The following is a 20,135-nucleotide window of genomic DNA, read 5'->3' on the forward strand; positions in this document are numbered from 1 at the left end:
GGTCGGCGCCGGCGCCGACCAGGCCGGGCCGGCGGCGGTCGGCGCGGTCGGCGCCCCGGCCGGCTCGGTCGGCCCGGGGCGGGGCGACGGGGCAGCTTCCTCGGTCATGCCTCGATCCTGCTGCGTGGCCCGCCCGAGCGTCCTCAGGACCCGACCCTGACGCCACCCTGAGATCCGGACGCCCCCGAAGTCGGGGGCGTCCCCGTGGTCGCACGGCTCCGTCCCGTGTGACGATCGGAACCGGCGTCGACACGCACCGTTCGCGCGCCGTCCCGTCCGTGAGCAGGGAGCCTCCGATCAGCACCGTGACCCCGCCGCCCCGCCTCTACCGGGCGCCCGAGCACCGGATGGCCGCCGGTGTGGCGGCCGGCATCGCCGACCACCTCGGCATCTCGGTGCTGCGGGTCCGGGTCGCCTTCATGGTCCTGCTCGGCCTCAGCGGGCTGGGACTGCTGCTCTACGCCGCGTTCTGGGCGGTGGTGCCGCTGCGTCCCGGCGACACCAGCACGCCGGCCCGCCGGGACCTGGCCCAACTGCTGCCGTTCGTGCTGATCGGCCTCGGCGTGCTGCTGGTGCAGGTGCTGGTCTTCGACTCCGTCGGCGCGACCGGCACCGCCGGCTGGCTGGTGGCGATCATCGCGGTCGGGGCCGGGGTGATCTGGCACCAGTCCGGGCCGGAGCGCCGCCGGCAGTGGGGCGAGTCGCTGCCGGTGCCGTGGCTCGGCGCGGTGATCGAGGAGAGCGACCGGCGGGCCTTCGTGCTCCGCTTCGTCGGCGGCGGCGTATTGGTGGCGGTCGGCATCATCGGCGTGGCCGCGGTCTACTCGCCGGTGCAGAACGTCGACGCGGTGGTCAACGGCGTCATCTTCGCGCTGGTCGGGCTGGCCGGTGTCGGGGTGGTGGCGGCGCCGCTGCTCTGGCGGACCTGGAACCAGCTCCGCTCGGAGCGGGAGGGGCGGATCCGGGAGCAGGAACGCGCCGAGCTGGCCGCGATGGTGCACGACCAGGTGCTGCACACCCTCGCCCTGATCCAGCGCAACGCCAGCGACGTCAAGGCCGTACAGCGGCTGGCCCGGGGGCAGGAGCGCTCGCTGCGCAACTGGCTCTACAAGCCGACCGGGTCGCCCACCGAACGGTTCGCGGCGGCGCTGGAGCAGGCCGCCGCCGAGGTCGAGGACACCTTCGCCATCACCGTGGAGGCGGTGGTGGTCGGCGACCGGGAGACCGACGAGCGGGTCGGCGCGCTGGTGGCAGCGGCCCGGGAGGCCCTGGTCAACGCGGCCCGGCACGCCGGGGTGCAGACCGTCTCGCTCTACGCGGAGGTCGAGCCCGAGCAGGTGAGCGCGTTCGTCCGGGACCGGGGGAAGGGTTTCGATCCGGATACGGTGGAGGATCACCGGCACGGCGTCCGAGGTTCGATCATCGGGCGGATGAAGCGGCACGGCGGCCGGGCGGAGATCCGGTCCGGGCCGGGTGAGGGGACCGAGGTACGGCTGATCCTCCCGATCAGCGGCAGCGGCTCCACGGCGGAAAGGGACAAGTGACATGGCGGAGCAGTCGATGGATCCGGTGGAGGGGACGGGCCCCCGCACGCAGCGGTTGCGGGTGTTCCTGGTCGACGACCACGCCATGTTCCGGGCCGGCGTCCGGGCCGAGCTGGGCGGGCACGTCGAGGTCGTCGGGGAGGCGAGCACGGTGGCCGAGGCGGTCGCCCGGATCGCCGCCACCGAGCCGGACGTGGTGCTGCTGGACGTGCACATGCCCGACGGTGGCGGGCGGGCGGTGCTGGACGCGATGCGGCGTACCCACCCGCAGGTCAGGTTCCTGGCGTTGAGCGTGTCGGACGCGGCCGAGGACGTGATCGGGCTGATCCGGGCCGGCGCCCGGGGGTACGTCACCAAGACCATCTCGCCGGACGAGCTGACCGCCGCGATCCGCCGGGTGGCCGACGGCGACGCCGTGTTCAGCCCCCGGCTGGCCGGGTTCGTGCTGGACGCCTTCGCGGCCCGGCCGGACACCCCGGTGGCCGATCCGGAGCTGGACCAGCTCACCAACCGCGAGCGCGAGGTGCTGCGCCTGCTCGCCCGGGGCTACGCGTACAAGGAGATCGCCAAGGAGCTCTTCATCTCGATCAAGACGGTGGAGACGCATGTGTCGAACGTGCTGCGCAAGCTCCAGATGTCCAACCGGTACGAGCTGTCCCGCTGGGCGGCGGACCGCCGCCTGGTCTGATCCGCCGAACCGTCCGGTCACTCCGTGCGCAGCACGGTGAACGCCTCGGCCAGCCGGCCCGGCGGCAGCCCGGCGTTGTCGGCGACGGTGGTCAGCCGGTCGCGTACCCAGGTCTCCACGTCCAGGTGACCGGTCTGGGTGTGGTGCGTCCGCATCGCCGCGATCTTGCGCTCGGTGTGCCGGGTGATGTCGACGGCGTGGTCCGGGGCCGGGCCGCCGGCGTACCAGATCTCCCGGACCACCCACGGCTCCAGCCCTTCGGCGAGCAGGTCGGGGTGGGCGAAGGGGTTGCGTGCGTCCGGGTAGACGGCGCAGGTGGCGGCCTCGCCCACGGCGAGGTGGTCGGGGTGGCTCGGGCCGGCCAGGTGCTCCCAGCGGCGCAGCGGCGAGTTGGTGAGCACCCGGTCAGGCCGGAACCGCCGGATGGCGGCGGTGACGTCGCGGCGCAGCCCGAGGGTCGGCGCGACGGTCCCGTCGGTGTAGCCGTCCAGGAAGTCGACCCGGGTGACCCCGACCTCGGCCGCCGCGGCGCGCTGCTCCGCAGCCCGGATCCGGGGCATCCGTTCCCGTGCGGTGTCGTCGAAGCCGCCGGCGTCCCCGTAGGTGACGATCAGGTACGCGACCTCGACGCCTTCCTCCACCCAGCCGGCAATCGTGCCCGCACAGCCGAAGTCGACATCGTCCGGATGGGCAAAAACGGCCAGCGTCCGGCGAACGTCGGAGAGGGCCGGCGCAGACGCGGGAAAGCTCACAAGCCCTCAGCCTACGCGCGGCCGGCTTGCTGTCTTACCTGCTCAGAGCGGTACGACCAGGGCAGATCATGATCTTCTCTCAAGTATCGGCAACGTGGCAACCAACTAACGGCTTGATAACGGCACCTTCACGTAATGGGCCGGTGGGTGTCACAGTGGCAGCACCTCACCCCTGGTGTGAGGCACCCCGCACGTCCCGCCGGCCACGGCGCCGCTCCGCCAGGAGCGCTTCGTGGCCGTCGAGCCTGCGCGGCGCCGAGCGCGAGAGGTGAGGTAGCCCGGCGGATCGGTTCCCCGATTTCTCTGCGGTAAAACCGGTGACCTGCGACATCGGGGTCACTGGCGGCATCACCCCCCATACGTGCGTGAAACCCACGACGGAACCAGGTTAGAAAGAGGAGGCCCCTCGGAATGAGAGTCTCGAAGCGGGCGAGCGGCGCCATCGCTGTGGGCGCGGCATTCGCGCTCATCGCGACCGGCTGCTCCAGCGGCAACGGTGACGACACGACCAGCGCCGCCAGCAAGGACGGCAGCATCGTCATCGACGGCACCGAGCCGGAGAACCCCCTGGTTCCGGCCAACACCACCGAGACCGGTGGCGGCAAGGTCATCGACTGGCTCTTCACCGGCCTGGTGGAGTACCCGAACGACGGTGGCGCGCCGCGTAACGCGCTTGCGGAGTCCATCGAAACCAAGGACTCCAAGGTCTACACCATCAAGATCAAGAAGGACACGAAGTTCCACGACGGCACCGTCGTGAAGGCCAAGAACTTCGTGGACGCCTGGAACTGGGGCGCCTACTCGCCGAACGGCGCGCAGAACGCCAGCTTCTTCGCCGACATCGCCGGCTTCGCGGACGTCAACACCTCCGACCCGGACGAGGACGGCCCGAAGAAGGCTCCGACGCCGACCGCGAAGGAGATGAAGGGCCTCAAGGTCGTCGACGACTGGACCTTCGAGGTCACCCTCGAGGCGCCGACCGCCGTGTTCCCGACCAAGCTCGGCTACAGCACCTTCATGCCGCTGCCGGACTCGTTCTTCACCAACCCCGAGGCGTTCGGCAAGAAGCCGATCGGTAACGGCCCGGTGAGCTTCGTGTCCTGGGAGAACAACGTCGCGATCAAGCTCACCCGCTTCGACGACTACTCCCTGCGCGACAAGATGAAGATCAAGGACGTCACCGTCAAGATCTACCAGGACGACACGGCGGCCTACAACGACCTGGTCTCCGGCAACCTGGACTTCCAGCAGCAGGTTCCGGTCTCCTCGCTGGCCGGCGACAAGTGGAAGTCGGACCTGGGCGACCGGGCCATCGCCTCCACCACGCCGTCCACCGGCATCATCGCGTTCCCGATCTACGACGCCCGCTTCAAGAACGCGGACCTTCGTAAGGCGATCTCGCTGTCGATCGACCGCCAGCAGATCACCGACAAGATCTTCTTCGGTAACCGCAAGCCGGCCGACAGCTGGGCCAACCCGCTCACCCCGGGCGCCAAGCCGGGCAACTGCACCGCCTGCAAGTTCGACCCGGAGCAGGCCAAGCAGCTCCTGGCCAAGGCCGGTGGCTTCAAGGGCCAGCTGAAGATGTACTACAACGCTGACGCCAGCCACAAGGACTGGATGGAGGCCGTTGCTCAGCAGATCAAGACCACGCTGAACATCGACGCCGTCGCCGTCGGCGTGCCGACCTTCGCGGTCTTCCGTCAGAACATCAACGCCCACAAGATGGACGGCGCCTACCGCGCCGGCTGGCAGCAGGACTACCCGGACGTCGAGAACTGGGTCAACCCGCTCTACGTGACCGGTGGTTCCTCGAACGACGGTCTGTACAGCAACCCCGAGGTCGACGCCCTGGCCAAGGCCGCCAGCTCGGCGCCGAGCATCGAGGACGCTCACGCCAAGTTCGCCGAGGCCGTTGCCAAGATCGACCAGGACGTTCCGTCCATGCCGATCTACTTCGGTGGCCAGCAGTCCGGCCACTCCGAGAAGATCAAGAAGATGGAGCTCTCCAACGTCGGTGAGCTCGACATCACCTCCGTCGAGCTCTGATCCGAACGGTCTGACCCCGGGTCGGGCTCGCCTACCGGTGAGCCCGACCCGGGGCCGTTCCGCGAGGGGGTGTACAACATTCCCTCGCAACGTTGTCGCCATCCGTGTGTCGGCCGTACCCCGCCCGGCGCGCCCCCTTGTCAGGAGGACCACCCATGGGCCGTTATCTGGTGAGACGGCTGCTTCAACTCGTCCCGGTCTTCATCGGTACGACGTTATTGATCTACGCGCTGGTCTGGGCGGTCCCTGGTGACCCGTTCGCCGGCAAGTGCGGTGATCGCGGCTGCCCCGAGAACTACATCGCCATGATGACCGAGAAGTACCAGCTGGATCAGCCGATCTGGGTGCAGTACTTCACCTACATGAAGAACCTCCTGCAAGGGGACTTCGGCTCCACCTGGTCGGGTCGGCCGGTGGGCGACATCATCGCCACGGCGTACCCGAACACCCTGAAGCTGGCCGCGGTGGCCCTGGTGATCGAGGCGGTCATCGGCCTCACCGCCGGCGTCCTGACCGGTCTGCGCCGCAACGGCTTCCTGGACAACCTGGTCCTGGTCACCACGCTCTTCCTGATCGCGCTGCCGGTCTTCGTCGTCGGCTTCGTGCTCCAGTGGCTCTTCGGCGTGAAGTGGGGCATCGTCACCCCCACCGTCTCCAACGAGATGCGCCTCTCCGAACTGCTCCTCCCGGGCTTCGTGCTCGGCAGCGCGTCCATGGCATACATCGCCCGGGTGTCACGCACCAGCATCGCGGAGAATCGCCGGGCCGACTACGTCCGGACGGCCATCGCGAAGGGCCTGCCGATGCGCCGGGTGGTCGGCATCCACCTGCTGCGCAACTCGCTGATCCCGGTGGTGACCCTGCTCGGCACCGACCTCGGCGCCCTGATGGGCGGCGCGATCATCACCGAGGGCATCTTCGGCATCAACGGAATCGGACGCACCGTCCTGCGGGCGATCGTCACCAAGGAGAGCGCTACGGTTGTCTCCATCGTGGTGGTCCTGGTGCTCGTCTATCTCTTGATGAACCTTCTGGTGGACCTGCTCTACGCCGCCCTGGACCCGAGGATTCGCTATGAGTGACCCGAGTGCTGCTTCGATCGTCAGCACCCCCCGCCCTGAGCAGCCGACCGAGATCGGCGCTCCGACCAACGCCGGCCTACCGGCGGGCGGCAAGAAGGAGAAGCCCCGCGGCCTGCTCGGCGACGCGTGGCGGGACCTGCGGCGCAAGCCGCTGTTCTGGATCTCCTCCGCCTTCATCGTGCTCTTCGTGCTGATGTCGGTCTTCCCGTCGCTGTTCGCCTCCGGCGACCCGACCGACGGTTCGCTGGCCCGTAGCCGGGTCGAGCCCTCCGGCGAGAACTGGTTCGGCTTCGACGTGCAGGGCCGGGACGTCTACGCCCGGGTCATCTACGGCGCCAACGCCTCGATCGTGGTGTCGCTGCTCTCCACGATCGGCACCCTGCTGATCGGCGGGACGATGGGCATCATCGCCGGCTACCGGGGCGGTTGGGTCGACGGCCTGCTCTCCCGGATCGCCGACATCTTCTTCGGCCTGCCGTTCGTGCTCGGCGCGATCGTCATCCTGACCACCTTCAACGGCGCCGGGTCCAGCAACAGCGAGTGGCAGATCAAGTTCCTGGTGATCGGCTCGCTGGTCCTGCTCACCTGGCCGGTGGTCATGCGACTGATGCGCTCCTCGGTGCTCGCCACCAAGGAGGCCGACTACATCGTGGCGGCCCGGGCGATGGGCGCCAGCACGAGCCGGATCATCCTCAAGCACCTGCTGCCGAACTGCCTGGCGCCGCTGCTGGTCTACGGGACGATCATGATCGGTTCATTCATCGGCGCGGAGGCCACCCTCTCCTTCCTGGGCATCGGACTGAAGAGCCCGGTGGTGTCGTGGGGCATCATGATCAACGAAGCGCAGCAGTACATCCGGGTCTCGCCCTTCCTGCTCTTCTTCCCCTCCGCGTTCCTCGTGACCGCCGTGCTGAGCTTCGTCATGCTCGGCGAGGCCGTCCGCGAGGCCCTCGACCCGAAGCTCCGATAGGGGAGACTGAGTTGTCCGACATTCTCGTGTCCCAGCAGTCCGCGCCCGGCGCCGACGGATCCGGCCGCCCCTCGGGCCGGCTGCTCGAGGTCGACGACCTGCGGGTGGAGTTCCGCACCCGGGACGGCGTCGCCAAGGTCATCAACGGGGTCACGTACCACGTCGACGCGGGGGAGACCCTCGCCGTGCTCGGCGAGTCCGGCTCCGGTAAGAGCGTCACGGCGCAGACCATCATGGGCATTCTCGACACACCGCCCGGCCACGTCACCGGTGGTCGGGTCCGCTTCCACGGCAAGGACATGCTCAAGATGTCCGCCGAGGAGCGGCGCCGCATCCGCGGCGAGGGCATCGCGATGATCTTCCAGGACTCGCTCTCCGCCCTGAACCCGGTCTTCACCGTCGGGTTCCAGATCGCCGAGCAGTTCCGCATCCGGCGCGGCATGAGCCGCGCGGACGCCAAGAAGCGCGCGATCGAGATGCTCGACCAGGTCAAGATCCCGAACGCCAAGGGCCGGTTCAGCAACTACCCGCACCAGTTCTCGGGCGGTATGCGGCAGCGCGCGATGATCGCGATGTCGCTGGCGCTCGACCCCGAGGTGCTGATCGCCGACGAGCCGACCACCGCGCTGGACGTGACCGTGCAGGCCCAGATCATGGACCTGCTCGGCGAGCTCCAGCGGGAGCGGCGGATGGGGATGATCCTGATCACCCACGACCTCGGCGTGGTCGCCGACGTCGCGGACCGGATCGCGGTCATGTACGCCGGCCGGATCGTCGAGGAATCCGACGTGTACGACCTGTACGCCAAGCCGGCGCACCCGTACACCCTCGGCCTGCTCGAGTCGATCCCGCGGCTGGACGAAAAGGGCCAGCAGCTGCGGACCATCAAGGGCCTCCCGCCGAACCTGATGAACATCCCGCCGGGCTGCCCGTTCAACCCGCGCTGCCCGATGGCGCAGCCGGTGTGCCGGGAGAAGGTCCCCCCGCTGCTGCAGATCGGCGCCGGTCGGGCCAGCGCCTGCCACTTCGCCGAGGAGCTGGTGAACCGTGTCTGAGAACATTCTCGAAGTACGTGACCTGGTCAAGCACTACCCCGTCACCCAGGGGATCGTGTTCAAGAAGACCATCGGCCAGGTCAAGGCCGTCGACGGCGTCTCCTTCGACCTGCGGGCCGGCGAGACCCTCGGCGTGGTGGGCGAGTCGGGCTGCGGCAAGTCGACGCTGAGCCGGGTTCTGATGAACCTGGAGAAGCCGACCGCCGGCAGCGTGCACTACAAGGGTCGGGACATCTCCAAGCTCTCCGGTTCCTCGCTGAAGGCGATGCGCCGGCAGATCCAGCTGGTGATGCAGGACCCGTACACCTCGCTCAACCCGCGGATGACGGTCGGCGACCTGATCGGCGAGCCGTTCGAGATCCACTCGGAGGTGGCGCCGAAGGGCAGCCGCCGGGACAAGGTCAAGGAACTGCTCGACCTGGTCGGCCTCAACCCGGAGCACATCAACCGGTACCCGCACCAGTTCTCGGGTGGTCAGCGGCAGCGCATCGGCATCGCCCGGGCGCTCGCCCTGCGGCCGGAGATCATCATCTGTGACGAGCCCGTCTCGGCCCTGGACGTCTCGATCCAGGCCCAGGTGATGAACCTGCTGGAGAAGCTGCAGACCGAGTTCGGCCTGTCGTACGTCTTCATCGCCCACGACCTGTCGGTCGTGCGTCACCTCTCCGACCGGGTCGCGGTGATGTACCTCGGCAAGATCGTGGAGATCGGCACCGAGGACGAGATCTACGAGCGGCCGACCCACCCGTACACCCAGGCGCTGCTCTCGGCGGTGCCGGTGCCGGACCCGACGCTGCGGGACAACAAGGCGATCATCCGGCTCACCGGTGACGTCCCCTCGCCGATCAGCCCGCCCTCGGGCTGCCGGTTCCGTACCCGGTGCTGGAAGGCGCAGGACATCTGCGCCCAGCAGCCGCCGCTGCTGGAGATCCGGCGGGGCTCGGACCACCCGAGCGCCTGCCACTTCGCGGAGAAGCGGGAGATCGTCGCCACCCACGGGGCGTGACACCGTCCGGACCGCCTGCCGCCGTCAGCACGACGGTGGCAGGCGGTTCGCCGTTTCCGCCCCCGGCCGCCTCACAGCGGGCCGCGGCCCGCCCGCAGCAGCAGCAGCGCGAGCTGGGTGCCGTCCGCCCCGAGCGCCTGGCGGAACCGCTCCAGGATCTCCCGCTCGCGGGAGAGCACCAGGCGGGTGCCACCGGAGGCCATCCGGGTCGCCCCCACCTCCTGGGACAGCGCGGCCCGCTCCTGCCAGAGCGCGATGATCGTGCGGTCGATCTCGTTGATCCGCTCCCGGATGGCCACGATCCGCTCGGCCGCCGCAGCGTCGTCGGTGCCGGTGCCGGTGCCGGTGCCGGTGCCGGTGCCGGTGCCGGGGCGGGCGGTCGCCGCTCCGTTCGCGTCGCTGCCGGGCCGGTCGTCGTCACGCGCCAGGCTGCCGCTGGACTCCACCACGTCAGTCATCATCGTCGTACCCCTCGGGTGTCGGGCCCGGTGCCCGGATCCCGGGACGAAAAGCCCCGGGCTCTCCGAGCCCGGGGCTTTCGCAGGTCTGAACGATCAGGCGCGACCTACGGCTGCCGGACTCCCGGTGCCGTAGTAAAAGTAGAAGCGCGCCTCGATCACGTCGTCGAGTATGCCGACCGGTGGGCCGGCCGCGCAAGGATTCCGGCCAACCCGTGGGACGCGGCACGACCCCGCCGGAGCGGGACCGCGCCGCGTCGACGTCAGCTCAGCCGAGCCTGGTGATCCGGTCCGCCGGACCGGGCGCGACCGGTGCGCCGGCGCCCAGGTACGCGACGAGTGCGTCCACGTCGAAGCCCTTTGCCGTGGTCCGGCCGGTGCCGGCCTTCAGGTCGGTGAACCCGTCCCCGCCGTTGGCGAGGAAGTCGTTCGTGGTGACCCGGTAGCTGGCCGCGGGGTCGACCGGCACACCGTTCAGCGCCAGCGCGCTGACCCGGGAGCCCGCCGCGGCGCTGCTGTCGTACGAGTAGGTCAGCCCGGCGGAGACCTGGAGGATCCGCTGGGTGGTCTGCCCGTTCCAGCCGACGAACTGCTGCTCCAGCACGCTCTTGAGCTGCGCGCCGGTGAGCGTCTGGGTGACCACGAGGTTGTTGAACGGCTGGACGGTGAAGGCCTCGCCGTAGGTCACCTCGCCCGGCGCCTCGCCGCCGGCCGACGCCCCGTACGACAGGGACGCCCGGATGCCGCCCGGGTTCATCAGGGCCAGCTGCGCCCCGTCGCCCCTGGTGTACGCCAGCTGCGCATCGGCGATCACGTCACCGAGCGGGCTCTCGCCGCTGGGCTTCGCGTCCCGGACGATGTCCGCGCTGATCCTCCCGACCACCTTGTTGGCGATCGGGGCGACCGCGGCCCGGTACTTGTCGGCCAGCGCCCTGGCGCCCGGGTCGACCAGCTCGGGGTTGCGCGCGAAGACCCCGGGCGCGCTCTGCTGCCAGCTGCCGTCCGGGTTGCGGACGCCGTTCTCCACGATCACGTTCTTCGCGGTGATGCCGGTGAACCGGCCGGTGCGCCGATCCAGCGAGTAGTCGACGTCGGTGATCAGCTGGCCGTTGCTGCCGGCGCTGGTGACCACGCTCTGCGCGCCCGAGGAGTTCGGCAGCGAGCAGGAGTAGAAGCGGTGGGTGTGCCCGGAGACCACCAGGCCGAACTCCGGGCGCAGGCCGCGGACGATGTCCACGATCGGGCCGGCGAAGTTGGCGCAGTCGGAGACGCCGGGGGTGCTCGGCGGCGGCGACTGGGCCCCGCCCTCGTGCACCAGCAGCACCATCGCCCGGACGCCGAAGAGCTTGAGCAGGCCGCCCCACTTGTTGGCGGTCTCGACCTCGTCCCGGAACTCGACGGAGGTGATGCCGGCGGGGTTGACGATGCCCGGGGTGCCCTCGAGGGTGACGCCGACGAAGCCCACCGGCACACCGCCGACGAAGCGCACGTCGATCGGGGGCAGGATCGGCAGCTTCGTCTTCTTGCTGATCGTGTTGGCGGCCAGGTAGGTGAACTTCGCGCCGGCGAAGCCGTCGCCGTCGGCGCAGCCGTCGGCCGGGTGGCAGCCGCCCTTGTTGATCCGGATCAGCTCGTCGACGCCCTCGTCGAACTCGTGGTTGCCGACCGAGCTGATCTCCAGCCCGATCTCGTCCATCAGTTCGATCGTCGGCTCGTCGTGGAACGCGGCGCTGACCAGCGGGGTGGCGCCGATCAGGTCGCCGGCGCCGACGGTGGTGGTCTTCCGGCCCTCGGCGGCCGCCTCGGCGCGCAGCTTCTGGAGCCAGGTGGCGAGGTATTCCACTCCGCCGGCGGGGGTGCCGTTGACCGTGGCGCCGCTGCCGCCGGGTGGGTCGATGGCGCCGTGGAAGTCGTTGTAGCTGAGGAACTGGCCCTTGATCTCGCCGCCGGTTGCGGAGGCGTACGAGACGGCGACGGGGGCCAGGCCCGCCGCCGGGACGTCGGCGGCCGGTTGCGGTCCGGGCCGGCCGGTGACGGGCAGGCTGGCCACGACGGCCAGGGCGAGGGCCGGTGCGGCGAGGTGGCGCAGCAGGGCCCGACCGCGCGGACGCGGTTGACTCATGATTGTTTCTCCCAGGTCGGGTACGGGGGAGGAGCCGGGGTTTTCACCGTCATCGTTCCGGCTGGGGGACGAAGGCGCCAGAGGGGACTCCGTGACAGGTTCGTCTCACCTCGCACCCGGGCGTGCGCGGGCGGGAAGTGTCCGGCCGGCGGCATAGACTCGCCGTGCGATGCATCCTCTCTTCGACATCCCCGCGTCCCCGCCCGCGCCCGAGCCCGCCCGCACCCCGCCGCACCGGCCCGGGTCCGGTCCGGCCCGGCTGGATCCGCAGGCCCTGGTCGAGGGCCTCAACGGCCCCCAGCGGGACGCGGTGACCCACGCCGGCTCCCCGCTGCTGATCGTGGCCGGCGCCGGGTCCGGCAAGACCCGGGTGCTCACCCACCGGATCGCCTACCTGCTCGCCGCGCGGGACGTGCACCCCGGCGAGATCATCGCGATCACCTTCACCAACAAGGCCGCCGGTGAGATGAAGGAGCGGGTCGCCCACCTGGTCGGCCCGCGCGCCCGGCTGATGTGGGTCTCCACGTTCCACTCCGCCTGCGTGCGGATCCTGCGGGCGGAGCACGAGCACGCCGGGCTGAAGTCCACCTTCTCCATCTACGACGCGGACGACTCGCGCCGGCTGATGCAGATGGTCGCCCGCGAGCTCGACCTCGATCCGAAGCGCTACCCGGCCCGGGGGCTCGCCGCCCAGGTCTCCAACCTCAAGAACGAGCTGGTCGACCCGGAGGAGTTCGCCGGGCGGGCCAAGGGGCCGAACGAGCGGGCGCTGTCCGAGGCCTACACGCTCTACCAGCGGCGGCTGCGCGAGGCGCACGCGCTGGACTTCGACGACCTGATCATGACGACTGTGCACCTGCTCCAGTCGCACCCGCACGTGGCGGAGAGCTACCGCCGCCGGTTCCGGCACGTGCTGGTGGACGAGTACCAGGACACCAACCACGCGCAGTACACCCTGATCAAGGAGCTGGTCTCCGGCACCGAGGGGATCGAGCCGGCCGAACTCTGCGTGGTCGGCGACGCCGACCAGTCGATCTACGCGTTCCGCGGCGCGACGATCCGCAACATCCTGGAGTTCGAGCGGGACTTCACCGACGCCCGGACGATCCTGCTGGAGCAGAACTACCGCTCCACCCAGACCATCCTCAACGCGGCCAACGCGGTGATCGACCGGAACACCTCCCGCAAGCCCAAGCGGCTGTGGAGCGACGCGGGGGCCGGCGAGCAGATCGTCGGGTACGTCGCCGACACCGAGCACGCCGAGGCGGACTGGGTGGGCCGGGAGATCGACCGGCTGGTCGACGACGGCGAGACCCGCCCCGGCGACGTGGCGGTCTTCTACCGCACCAACGCCCAGTCCCGGGTCTTCGAGGAGGTGTTCATCCGGGTCGGCCTGCCCTACAAGGTGGTCGGCGGGGTGCGCTTCTACGAGCGCAAGGAGGTCCGCGACGCGCTGGCCTACCTGCGCGCCGTGGTCAACGACGACGACACGGTCAGCCTCCGCCGGATCCTGAACACCCCGCGCCGGGGCATCGGCGACCGGGCCGAGGCCTGCGTCGAGGCGCTCTCCGGCCGGGACCGGATCTCCTTCGGGGCGGCGCTGCGCCGGGCGAAGGACGCGCCGGGCATCTCCACCCGGGCGGCCAACGGCATCGGCGACTTCGTCGCGCTGCTCGACGGCGCCCGCGAGCTGGCCGAGACCGGCACTCCGGAAGAGGTGCTGGAGGCGCTGCTGACCCGCTCGGGCTACCTCACCGAGCTGGAGGAGAGCCTCGACCCGCAGGACGCCGGGCGGGTGGACAACCTCCAGGAACTGGTCAGCGTCGCCCGGGAGTACACCGAGCGGATCGAGGCGCTGGGGGACGAGGGGGAGCGGGCCACCCTGGCCGGCTTCCTGGAGCAGGTGGCCCTGGTCGCCGACGCCGACCAGATCCCCTCCGACGACCCCGACCACCAGGGGGTGGTCACCCTGATGACGCTGCACACCGCGAAGGGCCTGGAGTTCCCGGTGGTCTTCCTGACCGGGCTGGAGGACGGCGTCTTCCCGCACCTGCGCTCGCTGGGCGACACCCGCGAGCTGGAGGAGGAGCGCCGGCTGGCCTATGTGGGCATCACCCGGGCCCGGCAGCGGCTCTACCTGTCCCGGGCGGTCACCCGGTCGGCCTGGGGGCAGCCGTCCTACAACCCGCCGTCGCGGTTCCTGGAGGAGCTGCCGCCGGAGCTGGTCCGCTGGGAGCGCACCGAGGGGTCGTACACCTCGTGGGCCGGCGGGGGTGGCGGCGTCGGCGGCCGCGCGGACCGCGCGCCCGGCGGGCGTGGCGGCTTCGCCGGGGGTACGCCGAAGGCGGCCCAGCTGGCGAAGCGGCTCGGCGTGGACGGCAGCCGACTGGCGACCGCCAGCGAGCTGCCGCAGGCGCCGAAGGTGTCGGCCGGGGACCGGGTCAACCACCAGCGTTACGGGCTGGGGCGGGTGCTCGCCGTGGAGGGGCACGGCCCGGGTGCCCGGGCGCAGATCGACTTCGGCGAGCAGACCATGTGGCTGGTGCTGCGGCACGCCCCGATCGACAAGCTCTGACGACGAGGGCCCGGCTCCGGCGAACCGCCGGGCCGGGCCCTCGTGTCGTCCGTGGGCGGGTCAGCAGCCCACGTCGATGCCCCGGGCGCGCAGGAACGGCGCGGGGTCGATCTGGTTCCACATCTGCCCCTGGTGCACCTCGAAGTGCAGGTGCGGGCCGGTGGAGTCGCCGGTGGAGCCCTCGTAGCCGATCACCTCGCCGACGGTGACCTGCTCGCCGACGGTGACCTTCAGGCTGCTCTGGTGGCCGTAGTGGGTCAGGTACCCGTTGCCGTGGTCGATGAAGACGGAGTTGCCGTACCCGTCGCCGGCGTCGCCGGCCTTCACCACGGTGCCCGCCGCGGCGGCGTGGATCGGCGTGCCGGCGGGCATCGCGAAGTCGATGCCGGCGTGCAGGGTGCCCCAGCGCTGGCCGTAGCAGGAGGTGATCTCGGCGCCCGGCATCGGGATCACCCAGCTCGGCTTCGGCTTCGGCGTGCTGGTCCTGCGCACCGTGGGCTTCGGCGTCGGGGTGGCCTTGCGCGTCGGGGTCGCCGACGGGCTCGCGGAGGGGCTGGCGGTGGTGGGGCTCGGAGTGGCCGACGGGCTGAGCGGGGTGGCCGACTCGCGGGCGGAGCGGTCGGCGCGCGAGTCGGCCTCGGCCCGTGCCGCGGCCTCGGCGCGGGACTGGGCGTCCAGCGCGACGGCGGTGGTGGCCGGGGTGTCGTCGCGGTCGAAGGCGATCGTCGAGGCGCCGGCGAGGCCGAGGCCGACCAGCGCGACCGCACCGAGGGCGAGGGCGCGCCCGCCGAGGCGGGGCCGCCGACGGTGCCGGGCCGGGGCGACCTGGGTCGTGTCGTTCCGGGTGGAGCTGTCTTTCTGCACGGCGGACCTTCACACACTCAGGGGGACGGGACCCGACCATCCTGGGTGTGAACCGGCCCGGCACCGGGTAGGGGTACCAGCGGGTAATCGCGAGCGCCGTCGGCTGCTGTCCGAATTCGCCCCTTGTCGGGGATTGCGCCCTTATATGTGATCATGTGGCCCTGTGGCACCGCCCACATCTTCGACTGTGACCCAGCAGACTTCGGGCACGAAAAACCGCCCGGATCGATCGATCCGGGCGGTCAACGGGCGTTACGCAGCGTCAGGACGCGGCTGCTTCGCTGTAATATGCCTCGACTTGCAGCTTGATGTCCACTCCGCGGTCCTGGAGCCACGGCACCGGGTCGAGTGGTTGCCCCTTGACATGGATCTCCAGGTGCAGGTGCGAGCCGTAGGAGTGGCCGGTGTTGCCGACCAGGCCGAGCTGGTCGCCGGCCTTGACCTGCTGCCCCTCGTGGACGCTCACCGAGGAGGAGTGGCCGTAGATGGCCTCGCTGCCGTCGGCGTGCTGGACGATCACCGCGTAGCCGTAGCCACCGAACCAGCCGGCCTTGGTAACGGTGCCCGAGTGGATCGCGACGAACGGGGTGCCCTCCGGCGCGACCAGGTCGATGCCGGTGTGCAGCTTGCCCCAGCGCATGCCGTACGGGGAGTTGAAGTCGTAGCCCTGCAACGGCAGCAGCCACGGGTCCTGCTCGGTGGACTCGGCCTGTGCGCCACGGTCGTTGTCACGGGTGGCGCGTTCGGCGGAGTCGGCCCGGGCGGCCGCGTCCTGGCTGGTGATCGAGGCCTGCTTGAGCTCGTCGAGGACCGACGGGCTGACGCTCTTGGCGTCCGGGAGGGCGCCCGCGCCGAGCGCGACGACGCCGGCGCCGACGAAAGCGGTCGTGACGACCGCCGCGTAGCGGCTCCGCGGGGGGGTGGGTACGCGGCGGCGGCCGCGATATCTATCGGGCTCAGACGACAGGCGCTGGCGCACGCACACCCTCCGTTGTCGGGGATCCGATGCGACCTCGAACCGTTCGGCGAAGCTCTGTCGAACGTCCGGGGCCACGTCGTCACCCGTCCGTGGACCTGATGACAACCGTGGACACGTTAGCCAACCCCCGCTCCCGTCACAAGCGGAAGCGCCGAACCGGCGTTTCTTTCTGTCCCTTCCCGTCCATCTTTGTCACAGCTCGTCCCCCGGACGGCTGTCCCCGAACCTGTCCGTTCGTCGCGCAGAGTGACCGTTCGGCGGAGGTGTCCGGCTTTCCCGCGGAGGGGGTGGGCGGTAAAGGACGTGGCCCGGATTTCCCGCCCCCGCCCGGTCGGGTTACCGTTCGTTCAGGTGGGAAGTCGCGGAGCCCGTGAAAGGTGTGCGCTGATGAGCTCTCGTATCCGGGTCGTCGTCGCCAAGCCCGGCCTGGACGGCCACGACCGGGGCGCCAAGGTGGTCGCGCGTGCCCTGCGTGACGCCGGCATGGAGGTCATCTACACCGGCCTGCACCAGACCCCCGAGCAGATCGTGGAGACCGCGATCCAGGAGGACGCCGACGCGGTCGGCCTGTCGGTGCTCTCCGGCGCGCACATGACCCTCTTCCGCCGGGTGCTGGAGCTGCTCGGCGAGCGGGACGCCCGGGACATCGTCGTGTTCGGCGGCGGCATCATCCCGGACGCCGACATCCCCGAGCTTCAGCAGCTCGGCGTCGCCAAGATCTTCACCCCGGGCGCCACCACCCAGTCGATCGTCGAGTGGGTCCGGGAGAACGTGGCCCAGGCCGTCGCCTGACCGGCGACCCGGTCCGTCCCGCACGAGTGGCGGTGTCCCTGGTCGGGACGCCGCCACTTCGCGTCGGGTGCGTCGGTACCGGAACGCGGGCAGGGGGAAGGGCCGGACGCACCCCTCACACGCCCGGCCCTTCTATGCACGATGCCCCGCCGCCACCCCTCGACCGACAGGGCATCGGCCGCTCCCGTCCTCGCGCTGCATCAGCGCTCCGACATCAGACTCAACGACGCCCTCATCCAGGGGTTACGCGTCTTCCGCGACCGTTCCCGGCGGGCCGGCCGACCACCGTGGCCGCCCCGGCGAGTCGCGGACGGCGCGCTGTGCATTACCGCACACCGCGCACCCGCTCGGTTGCCCCCGGTGCGCATCTCGCTAGGCTGCGGCCACGGCCTGTTTGAACTGATGACAGGCGTCAACGGAGTTTCCACAACGCTGGTGGCGGCGCGACGGCGCGCCGCGGAGACGGGACGGGACGCGCAATCGTGGACCTGTACGAGTACCAGGGGCGGGACCTGTTCGAGCGGCACGGGTTGCCCGTGCTCGCCGGCGGCGTCGCCACTACCCCGGAGGAGGCCCGCGCGATCGCCGAACGCCTCGGCGGTCGGGTGGTCGTCAAGGCGCAGGTGAAGGTCGGCGGCCGAGGCAAGGCCGGCGGCGTCAAGCTGGCCGAGGGCCCGGATGAGGCGGTGGCTCGCGCCACCGACATCCTGGGCATGGACATCAAGGGTCACACCGTCCACAAGGTCATGATCACCGTGACCGCGGACGTGGCCGAGGAGTACTACTTCTCGTACCTGCTCGACCGGGCGAACCGCACCTTCCTCTGCATCGCCAGCGTCGCCGGCGGCATGGACATCGAGCAGGTCGCCGCCGAGACCCCCGACAAGGTGGTCAAGGCCCCGATCGACGCCGTCAAGGGCGTCGACGAGGCGAAGGCCCGCGAGATCGTCACCGCGGCCGGCTTCCCGGCCGAGGTCGCCGACCAGGTCGTCGAGGTCGCGGTGGGGCTGTGGCAGGCCTTCGTCGCCGAGGACGCCACGCTGGTCGAGGTGAACCCGCTGGCCACGACGGCCGAGGGCAAGCTGCTGCTGCTCGACGCCAAGATCACTCTGGACGAGAACGCCGGCTTCCGGCACCCGGACCACGAGGCCCTGGTCGACCAGGCCTCGGTGGACCCGCTGGAGCAGGCCGCCAAGGAGAAGGACCTCAACTACGTCAAGCTCGACGGCGAGGTCGGCATCATCGGCAACGGCGCGGGCCTGGTCATGTCCACGCTCGACGTGGTCGCCTACGCGGGCGAGCGGCACGGCAACGTCAAGCCGGCCAACTTCCTCGACATCGGCGGTGGCGCGAGCGCCGAGGTGATGGCGAACGGCCTGGAGATCGTCCTCTCCGACCCGGCCGTGAAGAGCGTCTTCGTCAACGTCTTCGGCGGCATCACCGCCTGCGACGCGGTCGCCAACGGCATCGTGCAGGCGCTGGCGCTGCTCGAGCAGCGCGGCGAGCAGGCCACCAAGCCGCTCGTCGTCCGCCTCGACGGCAACAACGCCGAGGCCGGTCGGGCGATCCTCGACGGCGCGAACAACCCGCTGATCCAGCGGGTCGACACCATGGACGGCGCGGCCGAGCGGGCCGCCGAGCTGGCAGCTGCGGGGGTCTGACGATGGCTATCTGGCTGACCAAGGACTCGAAGGTCATCGTTCAGGGGATGACCGGTTCCGAGGGTTCCAAGCACACCCGGCGGATGCTCGCCGCGGGCACCAACGTGGTCGGCGGCGTGAACCCGCGCAAGGCCGGCACCACGGTCGACTTCGACGGCACCGAGCTGCCGGTCTTCGCCTCCGTCGCGGACGCGATGAAGGAGACCGGGGCCGACGTCACGGTCATCTTCGTGCCGCCGCAGTTCACCAAGGGCGCCGTGGTCGAGGCGATCGACGCCGGCATCGACCTCGCCGTGGTGATCACCGAGGGCGTGCCGGTGCACGACACCGCCGCGTTCTGGGCGTACAACCTGGACAAGGGCGAGCGGACCCGGATCATCGGGCCGAACTGCCCGGGCATCGCCTCGCCGGGCGCCTCCAACGCCGGCATCATCCCGGCCGACATCACCGGCTCCGGCCGGATCGGCCTGGTCAGCAAGAGCGGAACGCTGACCTACCAGATGATGTACGAGCTGCGGGACATCGGCTTCTCGACCTGCGTGGGCATCGGCGGTGACCCGATCATCGGGACCACCCACATCGACGCCCTCGCCGCGTTCGAGGCCGACCCGGAGACCGACGCCATCGTGATGATCGGCGAGATCGGCGGCGACGCCGAGGAGCGGGCCGCCGAGTTCATCAAGGCGAACGTCACCAAGCCGGTCGTCGGCTACATCGCCGGCTTCACCGCGCCCCCCGGCAAGACCATGGGGCACGCCGGCGCGATCATCTCCGGCTCGGCGGGCACCGCCGAGGCGAAGCAGTCGGCCCTGGAGGCCGTCGGCGTCAAGGTCGGCAAGACCCCGACCGAGACCGCCAAGCTGATGCGGGAGCTGATGTCCGGCCGCTGAGCCGGCAGGCACGTACGAAGGGGGTCGGCCCGTGGGGTCGGCCCCCTTCGCGCGCGTGGCGCGCGGTCACCTCACCGGTCCCGCGGGACCCGCTGCGGCTCAGTTGTTGTCGTTCCAGAGCGGGTACGTCCCGCTGGCCCGCCAGATCGCGGTGCCGATGATGTTGATCACGCCGAAGGCGATGGCCAGGTAGCCGAGCACCGGCGACTGGCCGTACCGCTTGGCGTCCCGGACCGACAGGTAGCCGAAGACGATGCCCAGGACGCCGCAGCAGATCAGACCGAGGACGATGCCGAGCACCCCCCAGAGCGTGGTGCGGTCCTTGCCCGCGGCGGGTGGCGGCGGGGGCGGCGGGTACGGAGCGTTCACGGCTTCCTCCCAGCACTCGATGCCACGACTTGAGTCGCGTCCTGCGCCGAGGCTAGACCGGATCCGGCCCCCAGGGCCGTGGATCACGGAACTCGCCGGTGCCACACCGCCCCGGCGGGCAGCCGCAGCCCGCGCGGCGTGCCAGAGTAGACCCGATGTCCTCGGTCACCCCTGATCAGCCGCGCCGCCCCGCCGGCGTCCGCGCCGACGCGCGGCCGCCCGGCCGTGCCGCGCCGGGTCCCCGGGTGCCCGCCCCTCGCCGGCCGGAGCCGTCCCGGG

17 protein-coding genes are annotated in these 20,135 nt (G+C 70.7%); 11 read left to right on the top strand and 6 right to left on the bottom strand.

Going from position 1 to position 20,135, the window contains the following annotated elements; all coding sequences use genetic code 11:
* Positions 1-278 precede the first annotated feature (278 nt).
* Both V6U81_RS27075 and V6U81_RS27080 read left to right on the top strand, forming a co-directional pair.
* A complete protein-coding gene (locus tag V6U81_RS27075) occupies positions 279-1,544 on the top strand; it encodes a PspC domain-containing protein (protein WP_334493515.1) in 1,266 nt (421 codons plus the stop codon).
* Position 1,545: 1 nt separating this feature from the next.
* Positions 1,546-2,232 (top strand): response regulator, encoded by a 687-nt coding sequence (locus tag V6U81_RS27080; protein ID WP_334493518.1) that lies wholly within the window; start codon positions 1,546-1,548, stop codon positions 2,230-2,232.
* A 17-nt stretch (positions 2,233-2,249) separates the two neighbouring features.
* Here the strand turns inward: V6U81_RS27080 and V6U81_RS27085 are convergent, their stop codons facing one another.
* Positions 2,250-2,984 carry a PIG-L deacetylase family protein gene (locus tag V6U81_RS27085; protein ID WP_334493521.1) on the bottom strand — a complete coding sequence of 245 codons (735 nt, stop codon included), beginning with the start codon at positions 2,982-2,984 and terminating at the stop codon, positions 2,250-2,252.
* Positions 2,985-3,395: 411 nt separating this feature from the next.
* Between V6U81_RS27085 and V6U81_RS27090 the strand changes: the two genes are divergently transcribed.
* From V6U81_RS27090 to V6U81_RS27110, 5 genes are all read left to right on the top strand, one after another.
* Complete coding sequence (locus tag V6U81_RS27090; protein WP_334493524.1) at positions 3,396-5,033, top strand: peptide ABC transporter substrate-binding protein; 1,638 nt, start codon at positions 3,396-3,398, stop codon at positions 5,031-5,033.
* 155 nt (positions 5,034-5,188) lie between these two features.
* Complete coding sequence (locus V6U81_RS27095) at positions 5,189-6,115, top strand: ABC transporter permease (protein ID WP_334493527.1); 927 nt, start codon at positions 5,189-5,191, stop codon at positions 6,113-6,115.
* Positions 6,108-7,085: an ABC transporter permease gene (locus V6U81_RS27100; RefSeq protein WP_334493530.1), complete on the top strand. Its 978-nt coding sequence runs from the start codon at positions 6,108-6,110 to the stop codon at positions 7,083-7,085. Before V6U81_RS27095 ends, V6U81_RS27100 begins: the two co-directional genes overlap by 8 nt.
* Before the next feature lie 26 nt (positions 7,086-7,111).
* Entirely contained in the window at positions 7,112-8,140 is a 1,029-nt protein-coding gene (locus tag V6U81_RS27105; RefSeq protein ID WP_334493557.1) for an ABC transporter ATP-binding protein, read from the top strand.
* A complete protein-coding gene (locus V6U81_RS27110) occupies positions 8,133-9,146 on the top strand; it encodes an ABC transporter ATP-binding protein (RefSeq protein ID WP_334493533.1) in 1,014 nt (337 codons plus the stop codon). Before V6U81_RS27105 ends, V6U81_RS27110 begins: the two co-directional genes overlap by 8 nt.
* A gap of 71 nt (positions 9,147-9,217) precedes the next feature.
* On the opposite strand, the gene V6U81_RS27115 is transcribed toward V6U81_RS27110, so the two are convergent.
* The gene (locus tag V6U81_RS27115; RefSeq protein ID WP_334493536.1) at positions 9,218-9,607 is read right to left on the bottom strand and encodes a chorismate mutase; all 390 of its coding nucleotides are present in this window, start codon (positions 9,605-9,607) and stop codon (positions 9,218-9,220) included.
* Positions 9,608-9,872: 265 nt separating this feature from the next.
* Positions 9,873-11,726 carry a bifunctional metallophosphatase/5'-nucleotidase gene (locus V6U81_RS27120; RefSeq protein ID WP_334493539.1) on the bottom strand — a complete coding sequence of 618 codons (1,854 nt, stop codon included), beginning with the start codon at positions 11,724-11,726 and terminating at the stop codon, positions 9,873-9,875.
* Positions 11,727-11,895: 169 nt separating this feature from the next.
* On the opposite strand from V6U81_RS27120, the gene pcrA reads away from it, so the two are divergent.
* Positions 11,896-14,301 (top strand): DNA helicase PcrA, encoded by a 2,406-nt coding sequence (gene pcrA, locus V6U81_RS27125; protein WP_334493542.1) that lies wholly within the window; start codon positions 11,896-11,898, stop codon positions 14,299-14,301.
* A 60-nt stretch (positions 14,302-14,361) separates the two neighbouring features.
* On the opposite strand, the gene V6U81_RS27130 is transcribed toward pcrA, so the two are convergent.
* On the bottom strand, positions 14,362-15,165 hold the full coding sequence (locus V6U81_RS27130) for a M23 family metallopeptidase (protein ID WP_334493545.1): 804 nt from the start codon (positions 15,163-15,165) through the stop codon (positions 14,362-14,364).
* A gap of 262 nt (positions 15,166-15,427) precedes the next feature.
* Positions 15,428-16,144: a M23 family metallopeptidase gene (locus V6U81_RS27135; RefSeq protein WP_334493548.1), complete on the bottom strand. Its 717-nt coding sequence runs from the start codon at positions 16,142-16,144 to the stop codon at positions 15,428-15,430.
* A gap of 387 nt (positions 16,145-16,531) precedes the next feature.
* Here V6U81_RS27135 and V6U81_RS27140 point away from each other — a divergent pair, with 387 nt between their 5' ends.
* The 3 genes from V6U81_RS27140 to sucD all read left to right on the top strand — a co-directional run bounded on the left by V6U81_RS27140 (position 16,532) and on the right by sucD (position 19,487).
* A complete protein-coding gene (locus V6U81_RS27140) occupies positions 16,532-16,936 on the top strand; it encodes a coenzyme B12-dependent isobutyryl CoA mutase small subunit (RefSeq protein WP_334493550.1) in 405 nt (134 codons plus the stop codon).
* Positions 16,937-17,418: 482 nt separating this feature from the next.
* Positions 17,419-18,597: an ADP-forming succinate--CoA ligase subunit beta gene (gene sucC / locus V6U81_RS27145; RefSeq protein WP_334493552.1), complete on the top strand. Its 1,179-nt coding sequence runs from the start codon at positions 17,419-17,421 to the stop codon at positions 18,595-18,597.
* A gap of 2 nt (positions 18,598-18,599) precedes the next feature.
* On the top strand, positions 18,600-19,487 hold the full coding sequence (sucD, locus tag V6U81_RS27150) for a succinate--CoA ligase subunit alpha (protein WP_334493554.1): 888 nt from the start codon (positions 18,600-18,602) through the stop codon (positions 19,485-19,487).
* Positions 19,488-19,586: 99 nt separating this feature from the next.
* Here sucD and V6U81_RS27155 read toward each other — a convergent pair whose 3' ends face one another.
* Entirely contained in the window at positions 19,587-19,856 is a 270-nt protein-coding gene (locus V6U81_RS27155; RefSeq protein WP_334493555.1) for a DUF4190 domain-containing protein, read from the bottom strand.
* Positions 19,857-20,135: the final 279 nt, after the last annotated feature.

It is taken from the genome of Micromonospora lacuserhaii, assembly GCF_036902735.1.
In the GTDB taxonomy this organism is placed as follows: Bacteria; Actinomycetota; Actinomycetes; order Mycobacteriales; family Micromonosporaceae; genus Micromonospora.